Annotated in this window: 11 protein-coding genes; 2 read left to right on the top strand and 9 right to left on the bottom strand. The window is 66.8% G+C overall.

Annotated elements, in window-relative coordinates; translation table 11 throughout:
• Nucleotides 1–27: 27 nt before the first annotated feature.
• The 4 genes from eccCa to ON41_RS33040 all read right to left on the bottom strand — a co-directional run bounded on the left by eccCa (nucleotide 28) and on the right by ON41_RS33040 (nucleotide 8,739).
• Nucleotides 28–4,032 (bottom strand): type VII secretion protein EccCa, encoded by a 4,005-nt coding sequence (gene eccCa / locus ON41_RS33055; protein WP_051163046.1) that lies wholly within the window; start codon nucleotides 4,030–4,032, stop codon nucleotides 28–30.
• On the bottom strand, nucleotides 4,029–5,564 hold the full coding sequence (gene eccB / locus ON41_RS33050; protein WP_246829648.1) for a type VII secretion protein EccB: 1,536 nt from the start codon (nucleotides 5,562–5,564) through the stop codon (nucleotides 4,029–4,031). Before eccB ends, eccCa begins: the two co-directional genes overlap by 4 nt.
• An 18-nt stretch (nucleotides 5,565–5,582) precedes the next feature.
• Entirely contained in the window at nucleotides 5,583–7,352 is a 1,770-nt protein-coding gene (gene eccA / locus ON41_RS33045) for a type VII secretion AAA-ATPase EccA (protein ID WP_040752201.1), read from the bottom strand.
• A 400-nt stretch (nucleotides 7,353–7,752) separates the two neighbouring features.
• On the bottom strand, nucleotides 7,753–8,739 hold the full coding sequence (locus ON41_RS33040; RefSeq protein ID WP_040752200.1) for a C40 family peptidase: 987 nt from the start codon (nucleotides 8,737–8,739) through the stop codon (nucleotides 7,753–7,755).
• Nucleotides 8,740–8,935: 196 nt separating this feature from the next.
• On the opposite strand from ON41_RS33040, the gene ON41_RS33035 reads away from it, so the two are divergent.
• The gene (locus ON41_RS33035) at nucleotides 8,936–10,090 is read left to right on the top strand and encodes a hypothetical protein (RefSeq protein WP_040752199.1); all 1,155 of its coding nucleotides are present in this window, start codon (nucleotides 8,936–8,938) and stop codon (nucleotides 10,088–10,090) included.
• Between the two features lie 54 nt (nucleotides 10,091–10,144).
• Here ON41_RS33035 and ON41_RS33030 read toward each other — a convergent pair whose 3' ends face one another.
• The 3 genes from ON41_RS33030 to ON41_RS33020 form a co-directional block, all read right to left on the bottom strand.
• Complete coding sequence (locus ON41_RS33030) at nucleotides 10,145–10,462, bottom strand: hypothetical protein (protein WP_040752197.1); 318 nt, start codon at nucleotides 10,460–10,462, stop codon at nucleotides 10,145–10,147.
• A 74-nt stretch (nucleotides 10,463–10,536) separates the two neighbouring features.
• Nucleotides 10,537–10,905, bottom strand: a complete 369-nt coding sequence (locus ON41_RS33025; RefSeq protein ID WP_169336534.1) for a hypothetical protein — start codon at nucleotides 10,903–10,905, stop codon at nucleotides 10,537–10,539.
• Nucleotides 10,887–11,216: a hypothetical protein gene (locus ON41_RS33020; protein ID WP_051163042.1), complete on the bottom strand. Its 330-nt coding sequence runs from the start codon at nucleotides 11,214–11,216 to the stop codon at nucleotides 10,887–10,889. The genes ON41_RS33025 and ON41_RS33020 overlap by 19 nt, the downstream gene beginning before the upstream one ends.
• 183 nt (nucleotides 11,217–11,399) lie before the next feature.
• Between ON41_RS33020 and ON41_RS33015 the strand changes: the two genes are divergently transcribed.
• Nucleotides 11,400–12,206 (top strand): hypothetical protein, encoded by an 807-nt coding sequence (locus ON41_RS33015; RefSeq protein ID WP_174411386.1) that lies wholly within the window; start codon nucleotides 11,400–11,402, stop codon nucleotides 12,204–12,206.
• Between the two features lie 14 nt (nucleotides 12,207–12,220).
• Here ON41_RS33015 and ON41_RS39490 read toward each other — a convergent pair whose 3' ends face one another.
• Both ON41_RS39490 and ON41_RS33005 read right to left on the bottom strand, forming a co-directional pair.
• Nucleotides 12,221–14,551: a hypothetical protein gene (locus ON41_RS39490; protein WP_157185719.1), complete on the bottom strand. Its 2,331-nt coding sequence runs from the start codon at nucleotides 14,549–14,551 to the stop codon at nucleotides 12,221–12,223.
• On the bottom strand, nucleotides 14,538–15,536 hold the full coding sequence (locus tag ON41_RS33005; protein ID WP_157185718.1) for a hypothetical protein: 999 nt from the start codon (nucleotides 15,534–15,536) through the stop codon (nucleotides 14,538–14,540). The genes ON41_RS39490 and ON41_RS33005 overlap by 14 nt, the downstream gene beginning before the upstream one ends.
• Nucleotides 15,537–15,727: the final 191 nt, after the last annotated feature.

Genomic DNA, 15,727 nt, shown 5'->3' with positions numbered 1-15,727 from the left:
CGTGAGATTTAGCGCATGACCTGCGAATCAGGTCTGCTCCGGGGACCACGCGGACTGGACCAGATCGCGTCGCGACTGCAACGGCTCGACGAGGATTCCCCGGCCTACCGGCTGCTTCATCGGTTTCACATCGCCGATCAGCATTCCGTCCATCTTCGTGCCGTCCATGATGAGCCCGGAACAGTTGAGGTTCTTGACCTGTCCCAACACGCTGTCGTACAACGCCATATCCGCCTGGGCGATATTGCGCGCCGCGATGAAGTGGAATCCGGTGTCGCGGCCGTCGACGATCAGATCCTTCAGTGAGTCCAGCGGATTCATCGCGCCGCGCGGAACCACCATGTGGTAGTCGTCGACGACCACGAAGATCTCCGGTCCGCTCCACCACGAGCGTTCCTTCAGCTGCTGCGGTGTGACATTGTCCGGAGGACGGCGTTCCCGCATCTTCCGGGCGAATACCGGCAGGGCCTCGACCAGATCGCGCTCGCTGGTCAGGTAGCCGACCTGCTGCTCGGTCGGGATCGCCTCCATATGCTGGCGGCGGTAATCGATCAGCAGCACGCGCGCCTGATCGGCGGTGAAACGAGTGCGTATCGACTCCAGCAACGTCGCCAGCACGGTCGACTTCCCGCACCCGGACGAACCCAGCACCGCGAAGTGCGTGGAGATGCCGAAGTCGACGGTCGCCGGACTCAGGTCGGACTCCCGGATGCCGAAGGGCACGGCAAGCCGCTGCGCCAGCGTCACGGGTTCGGGACGTCCCGCTCGGACCTCGGCCAGGGTGATGCGGTCCGGCAGCAGCCGCACCGGCGGCGCCTCGCGACCCTGATACCGGGCGTTCACATCGGTGATCGCGGCCGCCAGGCCGGCCGCCGCGGAGCCCGCGTCGCCGACGCCGTCGATACGCGGCAACGCGGTGAGCATATGCAGCCCGTCGCCCGAGATGCACCGCCCGGGGCGGTCCGGCGGAATGGACGCGACCACGGAACGATGACCGGGGAAGACGGTGTCACTGAGGTCGCCGAGCCGCATCTCCACACGGGTCTGGACCATATCCTTGACGGCCGGACGGACGGCGGCCCACCGCGAGCTGCTGATCACGAGGTGGATGCCGTAGTTCAGGCCCTGCACGGCCAGCGATTCCATGGCGGGCATGTACTCGTCGTAGTACGGCCCGTTGACGGAGAAGCCGATGTCCCAGCCGTCGATGACGACGAACACATCGCCGTGGATGTCGCCCCGCGCGGTGATCTGCGCCGACTCCTCCGGCACGCTGCGGCGGCGGCGGAACTCGCGCATGGAGTCGATCTCGAGCTCGGTGAACAACATCTGGCGACTCGCCAGCAGATTGGTGATCAGCGCGAAGGTACGCCGCAGCCGATCGACTTCCCGTGACTGCGCGACGGAACCGACATGCGCCAGCTTGCGCACGCTGGACAGACCACCCGAGAAGTCCAGGCAGTAGAACTGCACCTGCTCCGGGGTGTGCGTCAGCGCCGCCGACATCATCAACGTCTGCAATACCGTGGACTTGCCCGACTGCGGCCCGCCGACGACGGCCATGTGCCCGCCGGCGCCGGACAGGTCCACCGACCACACGTCCTGCGCCTGCTGGCGGGGCTTGTCCACGATCGCCAGCGGGATCTCCAGGGTGCCCGGCTGCACCGCGGCAACCAGGCGTTCCAGCGCCGGGGGAACGTTCAGCGGCGGCAGCCACATCTTGTGTGCCGGACGTCCGGTCCCGGCGAACTGCTGCAGGACCGTCTCCATGAGCGTCACCGGCTCGCCGTCCTTGACGTCCTCGACGACAAGGGGTTCCTGCTCGACCGGCTCCGGTCGGGCGTCCACGATGTGAGTCGCGGTGAACTGCTGGGGCGGCCGGTAGCCGCCACCGGCACGCCGGGCGCGGTGCACCGAGGCCGCGGCCGTCTGCGCGGGGGGTATGTACGGCGAACCGACGTAGGCGGCCTGGAAACGTTGCAGATCGCCGGCGCCGACTCGCAGGTACCCCGAGCCCGGTTTCTTCGGCAGGTGGTAGGCGTCCGCGGTGCCGATGGCGTCGCGGGAATCGGCGGTCTGGTTGGTACGCAACGCGACTCGATAGGACAGGTGCGCCTCGAGCTCGCCCATCCGGTTGGCCGGCACCTTCTGCGACGCCAGCAGCAGGTGGATGCGCAGCGAGCGTCCCAGCCGGCCGATCGCGACGAACAGCTTCGCGAAGCTCGGATACTGTTCCAGCAGTTCGGCGAACTCGTCGAGGATGACCAGCAGGGTCGGCAGCGGGGGCAGCCGAGCGCCCTGCTCGCGGGCCCGCTCGTAGTCGGCCACGCTGGCGAAGTTCCCGGCATCACGCAGAATGCGCTGCCGTCGCGCCATCTCGCCGTTGAGCACGTCCTCCATACGGGTGACGAGGTCGGCCTCTTCCTCCATGTTGGTGACCACGGCGGTGACGTGGTGCAACCGGTCGAAGCCCAGGAAGGTAGCGCCACCCTTGAAGTCGACCAGCAGCAGATTCAACGCATCCGGCGAATGCGTCGCGATCGCCGAAAGCACAAGGGTCCGAAGGAATTCCGACTTTCCGGAACCGGTCGCGCCGATGCACATGCCGTGCGGGCCCATACCCTCTTCGGCGGATTCCTTGATGTCGAGGTAGACCAGCCCGCCGGCCGGATCGTGGCCGAACGGGATGTTCAGCCGCGCGCGGTCGGTGTCACGCCGCCGGACCCATTGCCGCTCGATCCGGACCGCCCCCGGGTCCGGGATGTCGACCATCTCCTCCCAGGACGTGCCGCCGCTGGCCTGTTCGGCGACCACCGCCTCCACCACGGTCGAGAGCCGGTACGGGGAGACGGCCCGCGCCAGCGCCGTCACCGCGGGCACGGACATGCCGTCGGCGATCCCGACCTTCCGGCTACCACGGCTGTTCACCTCGAACAGCGTCCCCTCCGGATCCACGGTGAACCGCAGCGACCGCGGCAGGGCCTGTTCCATCGGGCCCAGGCGCAGCCAGGTGCAGCCGTCGATACCGGAGATGTCGCGCTCGCTGATCGCGCTGCCCATATCGACGATGAGCAGGAAATGCTTGCGGTCGGCGCTGGGCTCGCTGTTGGCCGAGAACGGTCCTCGGTTGAGGCCGACGAGCACCTTTGCGCGTAGCTCGGCCACGCTGCGATACACCATCCGGCTGGAGCCGATCGCATCGGTGTCGGTGGCGTGCTGGGTGTGCGGAAGCCACTTGAGCCACGACCATTTCGGCGCGTCCGGATCCGACAGCACCGCGGCGATCGCGACCTGATCGGGACCGTGCGTGACGATCACCTCGGCCAGCATCGCCCGGATCAGCGCGCCCACCTCGTCCTCGTCACCGTCGAGTCCGACGAGTGGCGCCGACAGCAGGTTGATCGCCACCGGCATGCCGCCCACGGTCGAATAGGCCTTCGCGAACCGGGTCAGTTCGACCACACCGACCGGATCCAGATCGGAGGTCGGCGCGGCCTCGGGGACGATGACGCGAACCTGGTTGGCGATCCGGCCACGCCCCACCCGCACCCGCAGGAACTGCGGCGCCGCGACCTGGACCTCCCACATCCGCGTGGTTCCGACCAACGCGGACAACGCGTTCGGGCCCGGATGGGTGTAGCGCAGATACGCGTGCAGCTCGGTCTCGGCGGTGTGCACGGACTTCCGGTTGTCGGCGAGGCTGCGCAGATAGTCCTTGCGCTCCTCGTTCAGACTCGCCGCGTTGGACCCCCCGCCCCCGAGCGAGCCGCCCATCATGCCGAACATGGAGCCCAGCATCATCAGCGGGAAGAACATCATCATCGGCGACATCTGCCCGCCGTTGCGGAACATCATCACCATCATCCCGGCCATGGCCGCGACCATCACCACCGGCATGATCATCTTGAGCCGGGAGGGCGGCACCGGTTTGGGCAGCTCGGTCGGGGGCTGCAGGCGAAGTTCGGTGACCGCGGGCGCCTTCGGACCGCGCACCGTGCGCGCCGGCCGGACGAAACGGCGGGTGATGCTCATCGGCGGCCGCCGTCCAGCGAGACGGCCGCCTGGTCGGGCGCGATCGCGTCGTGAGCGATCTTCGCCTCCGACTGGGACAGCGACGGGCCGACCGCGAACAACGACACGATGCTCCACGGCGCCAGCACCGGCGTCTGCAGGGCCAGCGCCTGCAGGGTCGGATCGGTGCCGCCCTGGCCGGTCGTCATGATGCCGTAGCGCACTCCGCTGTCCGACACCCAGAACAGCGATTCCCGGCGCGGCGATACCGGATCGGCTCCGGTCACCTGGACGAAGCGGCCGTTGTCCCGGGGCACGTACGCCGCATCGGCGGTGGCGCCCCCGGAGGTGGGCGCGGTCACGAGCGGGGCCGGCCGGGTCTGCTCGTCGTCACGCAGCGGGAGCCGGCGCCCGACCACCATCTCGGTCAGCGCGTTGGCGTCGGTTCCGGTCTTCGACCAGTGATAGCAGCTCACCGCGGACTTCGCGGGATCGACGATGGTCAGCGGGCGATCCGGGAAATTCTGGGTTCCCGGCCAGATGCCGGGACGCAGATTCGACGCGATCACATCGGGCCCAACCGTCCGGGTCCCCGCGATGCCCTGGGAGTCGGCGTTGCGGATCATCGCCGCCACCACCGAACTGAGCTGCACGACACCGGATTCCGAGACGACATAGTAGGACGCGCCGCGATCGGGCGCCGAGACGGTCAGAATCGCGCCGATCGGGACGGTCAGCCCCGTCACCAGGGTGACGGACGACCCGGCCTGCGGCACCCGCGGCACCCGCAGCGGCGCCACCTCGGGTATCGCCCCGATCAAACCTTTGGACGCGGGTATCACCGGCGCCGTCGCATCGATACCCAGGGCCAGTCCTACCGCGGAGTCGCCGGGATCGATCGCCGCACGCACCACACCGGAACCGCTGCGGTACACCAGCCAGGTCGTATTGTCGTCGCGCAGCAGGCGCGCTTCGTTCTCACCCAGCTGCCGCGTGCTTTCTCCGTCGACAGTGAGCGGCGCGTGGATGGCCGTGGTCCGCACCGGTGACTGGGCGCGGGTGGGCAATCCGGTCTCGCGGTTGATGGGCGCCGACGCCCCGATCTGCACCGCGTCGCATACCGCCCACGAGGAGTCCTGCCCGCCGCGGTCGACGATGCTCCCCGGCGCGCCCGGGATGCCGACCAGCGGCCCCCGTGGGTACGACTTCAACTCGTCACCCGACACCGGCACGGGATTCTCCGCGGAGCCGACGATGAGTCGCGCGGAGGTCAGGTTGAGCGCGGGGAACAACCGGTCCCCGAGATGGACGAACAGTGCCCCGGAATCCTTGTCCGCCACGATCTTCGCGCTGCCGACGTGCTTGGCCGGCTTGAAGAAAGCGAGCACCGCGGCCCCGGCCACGGCGACACACGCCAGCGCGATTCCGATCGAGAGTGCCGTGGACCGGCCGCGTTGCGGATCGTCGACCATCGACGCGTCACGCCGCACCAGAGCATGCTCGATCCGGCGCAGGAGGAAGCGCCAGCCCGAGATCTGGTGTTTGGTCACCACCCGGAAACGGGCCACGGGTCAGCCCGTCGTCGTCGGCGCCAACCCGGCCAGCGCGGCGCTGACGTCGAAGGCGTCGATCGTCATGAGTTCCTCGTCGGTCAAGGCGGAGACGTCGATGTTGTCCCGCGTGAAGCGGTAGTCGCGTTCGGATTCGGCCGCCTCGACCACGTTGCGGATGAAGCGGCCGTTACCGGCGAGGTCGATCAGGCGGCGGCCCTTGCGGGTCTGCTCCGACAACTGCTCGCAGCGGTCGCGCAGGACGCCCCGGGCCTGTTCGGACAGCAGCGAATCCTTCTTCTTCGCAATGTGATCCGCAATCTGGACCAGTTCGTCGGCACCGTAGCTGGAGAAGCGGATCCGCTTGGTGAAGCGAGAGGCCAGACCGTCGTTGGAGGACATGAAGCGATCGATCTCGTCCTCGTATCCGGCGATGATCACGACCAGCTTGCTGCGGTCGTTCTCCATGCGCGCCAGCAGGGTGTCGACGGCTTCCTTGCCGAACGCGTCGCCACCGGACAGGCCTTCCTGGATGAGGGTGTAGGCCTCGTCGATGAACAGCACGCCGCCGAGCGCCGAGTCGATCAGCGCGTTCGTCTTGGGCGCGGTGTGCCCCAGGTGTGTGCCGACCATATCGTTACGCGAGGCCTCCACGACCTCGGGATTCTCCACGACGCCCAGGCCCGCGAGGATCTTGGCGATCACCCGGGCGATGGTGGTCTTACCGGTTCCGGGCGGGCCGGAGAAGATCAGGTGCTGGGAGCGCGATTCCACGGCCAGCCCGCGCCGGGCCCGGACCTGATCCATCAGCACGCCCGACTTCAGCCGCTCGACCTGCTCTTTGACCGAATCCATGCCGATCTGGGACTGCAGGATCTCCGATGCCTCCGACAGCAGCGACTCGCGCTCCTTGCGAGCCTCGGTGGCGGCGGCCTCGGTGGGATCGTCGCCGGACTTCGGGTCCCAGATATTGCCGCGCGAGGCGATCAGGTCGGGGGTGGTGACCTCGAGCCGGAAGGTCTTGTCCCGCACCGCGCGTTGCCAGTCCTCGCGCTCCGGCCACAGCGAGGAACCCTGCAACCCTTTGAGGATGCGGTCGGCGGACTCGTGCTCGCCGGTGTGCCGCATCAGCATGCCGAGCAGGAAGTGCGCGTCGGCCCAGATGTAGGAGAGGTTGCCGGAGGAACTGTCCTCGACGATCCGCTGGGCGCGCGGCGTGGCCTCCCCGTAGCGGCCGAGGTGCGTCAGCGCCTGCGTCGACATCAACTCGGCCGCGATGTCGAGCAATCCGTCCTCGAGCATCGGCCGCGCGTTGCGCGCCGCCAGCACATCGGTCCATCGGGCGGTGCGGTAGTACAGCGACATCCGGACGAAGGTGCCCACGTCGTCGGCGGGCACCTCGTCGAGGATGGCGTCGGCCTCGGCCCACTCGCCCACCTGCGCGTAGGCGCAGGCCTGAGCGATCGAGATCTGGTCGCGGTCGGCCATGGCCACCCGCAGCCCATACATCCCGATCTCGACCTGGCACCACAGCGAGCGGTCGACGAGCCCCGCCCGCTGCTGATCGCGATACAGATTGTGTACCGAACGGTACGCCCCGTAGATCACCTCGGCGGTGACCTCACCGGCCATCGCGCGGCCCAGCCAGGCGTCGCACATATCCGGATCGAGGTCGGTGGCCGCCCTGAAGGCCGCCAATGCCTGTGCTTCATTGCGCCCACCCCCGGCGACCAATCCCAGAGATTGAACACCCGTGTAGAACGCGTCCTCGGCCGCTGACACCCTGGACATCCCTTTCGCCACTGTCGCCTGCCCGAAGGGTAGACACTCCGGCCCTCCGGGGGCCGCACCAAAGCTTCCCAGTGTTGAGAACACGCGACGACATCCGGCCCGGTGGCGAAAGGGGTCACCACCTGCACCGGCGACAAAAGCTTCGCGAATATTACGGCCCACTATTGAATGAGCCGTCGAATGGCGGTACATTCAGTGCCGAGGTTATCGGTCCCTCATCCCGATAACCTTTCCGGGCCGGCGGCCCGGTGGTCGCGATCCGGCCACCGGCCGCCGCGAAGGACGTAGTTCCCTCTGTGCAGAGCTGTCGGACCTCCCTCATCCCGACAACTCGCTGCGCCGCGGCCGAAGGAGGTCAGCGGCCGTCGACCGCGGCGCAGCACCTGGCTCGCTTCGCCCCTCACATCACCCGGATCACGACCGCGTCGCTGGGCATCTTCGTCCATCTGACGGTCGAGCCCGAGTACGGGGCCTCGATCACCATGCCGCCGCCCGCCGCGAGTTGTACGTGTTCGGGACCACGCGCGCTGAACGAACTCGCGGGAAACACCAGATCGCCGGGCCGGACGTCCTGGACCGGAACCCGGTCGCCGCTGTAGATCTGCTCGTAGGTGGTGCGCGGCAACACCACTTGACCATCCGTCGCCTGCGCGACGGCGTACTGCGTCAGACCGGAGCAGTCGAAGCCGCCTCCGCTGGGCCCGCCGGCGCCGCCCCCGCCCCAGATGTACGGCGCGCCGAGCCAGGCGCTCGCGGCCCGGACGGCATTCCCGCCCGCGGTGCCGTCGGAGGTGTAGGGCCTGCTCCTGCTCTTGCTGCGCGACCGCGTCGCCCCAGTCGCGTGGGATACCGACTGCGCTTGGGACCGCGATCTGCGGCGACGGCGGCGACGGGTCGGGGAGGCCGCCACGTGCCGCGCCTTGCGCTGTGGCGCCGCGGGGGGCGAGATCGCCGCGGCCTGACGCTGGGCCGCAGCGACGTCCGTGTCGACCTGGCGGGTGGCGCTGGTGATCGTCGCGTGCGCGGCGTCCAGCATCGCGGGACCGCTGAACCGGGAATCGCCGATCGTCGCGATCGCGCGGAGCCGGGTCTGCAGATCGGCGATCTGATTGCTGATGTGGTTGCGGCCGTTGAGGGTTTCGCCGCCCGTGGTCCCGACGGCCTTCTCCACGACACCGTCCTTGTCGGCGTGCGAGGCGACGACCGAGGTGCGCATGGCATGCGCGTCGGCGTATCCGGTCGAGCCTGCGCCGCGGAAGCCATCGGCCGCGGCCTCGGCCATCTCACGAACCTTCGCGGCCATCCCGGCCTGTTCGGGCTGGCCCGCGCCGTAGAGGCCGAGCAGCGAATGCAGCACCGAATCCAGATCCTCGTTCAGCGTCGGCATACGACCTCGCCATCGTTCATCACCGACTGCCTTTCGAGTCCGGGCCGACCGTGGTGCGCCGGCGCGAATCACGCGGATCGCGCATACAGGAGTTGCCAGCGACTATCCGCTATAGCATCTCTCGATCGGAACGCGTCTCCTTCCCAATCTCGGGAAGAAGTGACAATGAGTGGGATTTCCGAGGAGGCGAGGGGCTATGGCGGCGAGCACGGCGGAAAGCGGTCTCGGCAACGCGTTGTCGCTCGGCACCGATTCGCCACTGGCGGGCACCCCGCTCCAATCGGCGGCGACGTCGCTGTTCTCCTCCGGGACGGAGGCGACCGCCACCGCGGCGAAATCCTCCGGCAAGGGGGTCGGAAAGCACTACTGGACCGTCACACTGACTCCCCCCGCGGGCGCGTCGGCCGCGTTGAAATCCTTCGTCAAGCTTGCGGAGACCGCCATTCAGACCGCGGTCGACCTGCTCGGCCGCGGCACGCCGGAGCTGCCACCCAAAGTGGACGACCTCCTGCAACCGCAGATCTTCGAGAGCCTCGGCGAGGGCGAGGCGTCGAAGGAATATCGCAAGGCCGTCGACATGGTGCAGAAACGCCAGAAGTCGTTGCTCGAGGTCGACGACGAAGTGGTGCAGGCGTCGCTGGACGTCGCCAACGGGGCGGCCGACACCCTGACCGCGATCAAGCACATCGTCAACGAACTCAAGGGCAAGCTGAAGGCGGTCGGCAGCGGAAAGCTCAAGGCCGCACAGGAAGAAGCCCTGATGTGGCACATCTCCGAAGCGGTCGAGGCGGTGTACAAGCTGGTCGACGCGCAGGCCACGGTGAACGATGCCGTGGCCGGCGGTTCGAAGGGCTCGCAAGGCTCCGGCGGCCAAGCCGGAGGCGCCCAGGGCGGCGGTGGCGGCGGTCTGGAATCCCTGCTCCCGATGCTGGCGATGATCCCGATGGGGCTGGCCTCGCTGGCGCCCCCGGTCATGGACGCGTTGAAGAAGGAGCAGGAGAAGCACGAGGAGCAGGGCAAGGCCGACCAGGCCGGCGCCCCGCCCGGGACGCCGGGAGCACCGCCCGCCGATCCGAATGCCGTCGGCGCCCCCGGCGCGGCACCGGCTGCCGCGCCGCCCGGGCAGCCGGTCGCGAACACCGGAGCCCCGGCTCAGGCGCAACCCGCAGATGCCAAGAACGCCGCGGGCGCAACCGCTCTGCCCAACGTCAAGGCCCCGCTCCAGGCCCGGCGCGATCGGCCTGCCTCGAATACCCAGCAGACCGGCGGGCAGGCGACGGACGAGCAGAAGGAAGCCGAGGACGGCCACGAACCCGGCACGCTCACGGTCGAAACCGGCACGGTCACATAAAAAATCGCCACCGGCTCCGGGACAGGGAGCCGGTGGCGCGCGGATCTGCGCTGTTTACTCCGGGGTGGCTCCGCGCACCTGTACACGGCCGTGCTCGTCCACGGTATCGAACGCGTTGGCCGTCGAGTGGGCTGTATCGCCGGTACCTTGGCTGAGGTCGCGCGTATCGGTCCAGCCCTGCTTGTGAGCGGGTTTGAACCCACCCACTGCCCGCGCGTAGAACTGATGCGCCGCATATCCGTAAGCGCCGTAGAACTGACTGTCGTAGTCTTCGTTGGTCTCGGAGCGCGCGTCGAAGACGGGAGCCCGGCCTTGGTCTTTGTTGCCCTCGCCCCGCAGGTTGTCCGAGTCTTGATCAACTACGCCGCCCATACCGAAGCCCTCTTTCTTGTGTACCGGTACTCCTGCAGTGTCCCACGTCGCCAGCTCTGGGAAGGAAGTACCGCTCAGAAGCCGCCGCCGAATTCGGCCTTTTCCGCGCGACGGTATTGCGCCTCCGTCGGAAGACCCAGAGCGTCGGCGAGCCGGCCGTTGCCGTTCCGCTGCAGTATTTCCGCACGGTGCCCGACACCTGCCTTCATGTGGGCCAGCCGGGCGATCCGGATGATCTCGGACGCGAGCCAATGATCGGAGTTCTCCCACACCTCGTCTCCCAGGTGCACGCCGACCACGAGACCGTTGTGGTTGCATGCGACGCCGACCGAATAGTCGGTGTTGAACACTTCGTAGACCTCGAGCCGACGATTGTTCTCCCGAGATGCTGTCCCGGCGCCACCCGCCGTCTCCATGTCACTCCTCACGACGCCCCAGGCCATTCGGTCGCCCGGACCTCCAGCCGATGCTGCCGGAGGGCATCGACCGTACTGTCCTGGATCGCGTCCACGATCTCGGAGACCAGCTGATCCCTGGTCGAGTTCGCAATCGTCCCCGGAGCGATGTACAAGTCGGTCAGCCGGCCCCGGGCGTCTACTTCCGGAATCACTCTCGCGCTGATCGACGGCCGCCTGGCCCGGATCTTGTCGACGCGTTCCAGCATCTCGTCGACCGAGTGCCCGAATTCCTTACTCGCGGCCAATGCGGCCGCCGTCTTGGGATGCAATTCGACCATGGCGACCTCGCTCTTCACGACCCGACAACCGCGCGCCGCCCACACGGCACTCCGGCGGCAACCTGTTCATTATCCACACCCGTCACCGCCGGGCTTACCAGCACTGGGACGACAGGCGCCGACAGCTTCCCAACACAAGGGACCGGACGCGCCAACGGGTAGCTTACACGCAGGTAGACAGGGCCGTTCAGAGGTGGTTTCATGGACAACGATCGCTCCGGATGCGTCGTGCTGGTGCCGACGCGAGATCATATAGAGCCCGGATGTGAATACGGATTGCGTAGGCTTGAACAGCTCGGCTACGAGGTATGGCGCGCGTTCGGCGCCTCCGCTATCGATCAGGCCCGCAATCGGCTCGCCACAGCGGCATTGTCCAAAGGATTCACCGAGTTGATGTGGATCGATTCGGATGTCCAGTTCGACCCGGAGTCGGTGGACATATTGCGATCACACCAGCTTCCCATGGTCTGTGGGATATACGGGCAGAAGCGCCCGGGATTCGCACAGACCTGCAGCTTCCTACCCGGTACGGAAGAGATCCGATTCGGTAAGCACGGGGGGCTCATGGAGATCAGGCACGCCGCCGGCGGATTTCTTTTCACCAGAGACGAAGTGTATTTGAAGATATTCGATCAGGAAAACCTTCCGATATGCAGCGAGAAGACCAGTCCACGAATTCCCTTCTTCATGCCGATGATTCTCGGCGCAAGTGACGACCACTGGTATCTGGGGGAAGATTTCGCTTTCAGCGAGCGAGCGCGGCGCTGCGGTTTCAGCATTTACGCCGACACGACCATACGGCTGGAGCACATCGGGCGGTACAACTTCTCGTGGGACGATCTCATGCACAGTCGAGAGCGCCACGTCGGATACACGATCAATATCGGAGACGATCGGGAAGACGGCTCCCCGAATCCCGACGAGCGGTCCGGCAGCCCCGACCCCGACCCCGCCACGTGGTCCGTGGAACCGACGGAGCCGCGGCGGAACGGTGGAGCCGGGGCATGACGATGCCCCGGCCGTCAGATCTTCGGTGGCTGGGTGGAGCTGGGGTCGTGCGTCGGAGCGACCGGCGGAGGTGCGGCGGCCGCCATAACCGTCCCGTCACCGGTTCCTTGTGACGGGTTCTTCGGATCGGCGCCGGGAGCCGCGCCGTTGGGATCGCCGCCGACGGCACCGTCGTTGCCGGGAATTCCGGACGGGTGGCGGAAACCTTGGAATGCTCCGTAAGCGTCGTTCTGCGGGTGCTGCGGGTCGAGGGGAACGAGCTGCCCGTTGTCGATATAGCTGAGGCTTCCGTTTTCGACTATGAGCAGGGCACTGTGGTTCGACCACTGCACGATATCGCCCGTGGCCAGCCCGTTCGGATGCTCGGGCCCCCGCGGATTCATATCGTTGACGACCGTCCAGCGGTGATCACCGGTCGATTCACCGGGCGTGCCCTGATACGCGGCAGCAGCATCCGCGGCACCGCCGTGCCACTGTCGATTGAGAGCCTCGGCCACGGTCGAGGGCACCTGCTGGGTGACGCCGTCCCGGATCGGAAAATCCACCATGGTGCCGGGTGTCGAGACGGGTGGCGGATTTCCCGCACCGGCAGGCGCGGTGACGCCCGCCGGCGCCACCTGGGCGCCGCCTGCCTGCTCGCCGGCGTTGACGACCTGCTGCGCCTGCCCGGCCTGGGTCTGGCCGCCGGCGTCGCGCATACCGGCCTCGTAGGCCTTCTTCTTTTCTTCTTCGATCTCGCTCTTCGACGCGTCGTCCGAGCCGTCGGAGTTCTTGCCGGTCAGGCCGCCCAGGCCACCGCCGCCCATCATGCTGAGCAGGGGCCACAAGCTGGACATGGCGTTCGCCCCGCTGTCGGCAGCGGCGGGAGCCGCAGCGGGTGCGGTCTGGTTGCTCACGGGGGTCGCGTTGGTACCGCCCGTGTCCGTCCCGGAGCCGGTGCCGAGAGAGCCGGTGCCGTCGTCGGTCCCGGTGCCGGTGCCGTCGTCGGTCAGCCCGGAATCGGCACCGGGGACCTCACCACCGAAAATATCCTTGACGTAATCCTGGTCCTGGCTGCCCGTGTCGTCGGTCGGTGTGGTGCCGGTGCCGTCCCCGGTCCCCGTGCCGGTCCCAGTCCCAGTCCCAGTCCCGGTGCCGGTGCCGGTCCCGGTCCCGGTGCCCTTGCCGTCGCCATCGCCTTTACCGTCACCATCCCCCTTACCGTCCCCGTCTCCTTTACCGTCCCCGTCACCCTTGCCGTCCCCGTCTCCTTTACCGTCCCCGTCACCCTTACCGTCCCCGTCACCCTTGCCGTCACCATCACCGTGAGGGATATACAAATCCCCGGCCTCCGCCGCATAATCCTTGACATCCTTCCGGCATGCGGTGACCGCGTTCCCGATCATCTCGTACAGCGGAAGCTCCTCGACGACACTCTGAATTCCGGGCTCCTCCAGCTTCGCCCTCGAGACCACATCGTCCTTCGTCGTCTCTTTGCCCGTCGCCGGATTTATGACCGGTTTCCCCCCCTCACCCGTCGGCACCTTGCCGCCTTCCCCGATAACCGCCCAATCGGATCCGGACGTATCGATCATCGTGCTCCACATATTCTCACGAAGAGTCTGAATCGTGTCCCACATCTTCGAATAGAACATATTTTGCACGTAGCCGAGCTGCTGCTCCGCCAGCATGAAATCGGAATCGTGCGTTTTCCACTTATCAGCCAGCTTGAAAATTTTCAGCCGCGCTTTATCGTACCCGTCAGCGGCAGCGCCTGTTCCGAGCGTCTTCGCAGTATCGCCCAGATTATCGTCCCACTCGTTGTCTTCCTTCTTCTTGTCCTTATCCGGGGGATCCAGCAATGACGGCTTCTTGTCTTTGTCTTTGGGATCCTTCCCCATTTGATACATCAGATCGTGCAGCTGATTGTTGGCAGACTTGATAAAGGCTTTGAGCTCCTCCGACGGTTTCCCGGGAGGATTCGGGATATGCAGATCGAAATCCGTGAATTTATCCCCGGCTACCGGATCACTCTTCTTCCCGACGAAACTCTTCTTCATCTGCTCGATAGCAGCATTATTACGATCGGTATCGTCGCTTTTTTGGAGCAGGCTGTAGAGGTCGGGGTATTTTTTCTTCTGATCGTCCGTCATGTCGTCGACGAACTGATCCCTGATCCCGCCGCCGAGCTGTTTGATCGCATCGGCTTGCTGGTCCGGGGGCAGAGAATTCAGATCTTCCAGGAATTCGCCCCGTTTGCCGTCGTCGCCGACGTCGTTGGAGCTCATCCAGTCCCATATGCCATCGTCCTGTTCGTCCCAGTAATCTTTGACCTCTTTGACGACGTCATCTTTAGACTTGGCCATCAGGCGCTCCTGTCACCAGTGAGTCCGACGGACCCGGTCCGTACGGGCGAGGCGGACCATAATTGATCGGCGCGGCACTGATGGAGCCGGCACGTTGAGTATCGGTTCCGACCGCCTCCTGGAACAGTGGATGCTCCACGATTTGGCCGTATGCGTAGCACATGTCGCGCAGGGTCTGCTCGCCCGATTCACCGACGGCGAGCAAAGACAACAGTTCGCCGACGCGACGCTCGAACACCATGCTGCGCGACACATTTCCATCGGGCAGGTCCACGCGGGCGCCGACCGGCATATCGGATACGTCTATCCGATGTGACCGAAGCGCCGCCGCCAGCATGTCGTCGGCATCACGCAACTGGCGCCACCAGCTCGCCAATACGGGCCGCCCGGCAGACAACTCGTCGAGGATCCACTGCCGTAGGCGGCGATACGCGGCGATCTGGTCGGTGTCCTCGGGAACCGCGGCACTGACCAGAACGTCAGCGTTTCGCGCGAGCTCCAGACACAGCGCCTGGACATCCGGCCCGGCGACGGCGAGCGCGCGCTGCTGCGATTCGGTGGAACCGGCCAGCGCGAGCCGATCGACAAGCCCGGGACCGCGCGAGGTGAGGTCGACAGCGGACCTCTCCGCCGCGATCCGATCCTGGATGAGGACGTCGTGACCGAGAACCGTGCGCAGCGTCGTGGGAATCTCCGTGGACGAAACCAGCGCGCTGATCGAACCGCCACGTCCCCGGCTCCTGCCGAGATCGAATTCGGTCAGAACACGAGCAGGATCCGCAGAATTCTCGACGGGTACCACTGATTCCCGGACCCGCTTCGGTATGGCCGACAGCCACCGCCACGGAACCGTGACTTCCGTGGGCAAATACAGTCCGGGAGGCAGCCAGCCGCGCCCCTCCGTGGAGGTCGCGAGAACAAGAGGTCCTGCGGGGACTCGGAGCACCGCCACCGCCCAATCCAGCTCACGCCCGGAATCGGGCACGTCCGCGAGGATCGCCGCGAGCAGGGCGCGAGCGAGTACGAGGTCGTCGTCACTCGATTCCCCGACAACGAACGGCGGCGGCTGCGATGTCCCCTCGACGGCGTACGCCGCGGCCGCGAACGGCCCTTTCGGCGGAATGGCGGGGCGGCCGTTCGTCCGCGGCGCACCAACGGCCGACGACTCGGCATCCT

It is taken from the genome of Nocardia transvalensis NBRC 15921 (assembly GCF_000308875.1).
Lineage (GTDB): Bacteria > Actinomycetota > Actinomycetes > Mycobacteriales > Mycobacteriaceae > Nocardia > Nocardia transvalensis.
The sequence above is the reverse complement of the archived record's forward strand: the minus strand, read 5'-3'. Positions and strand labels throughout refer to the sequence as shown.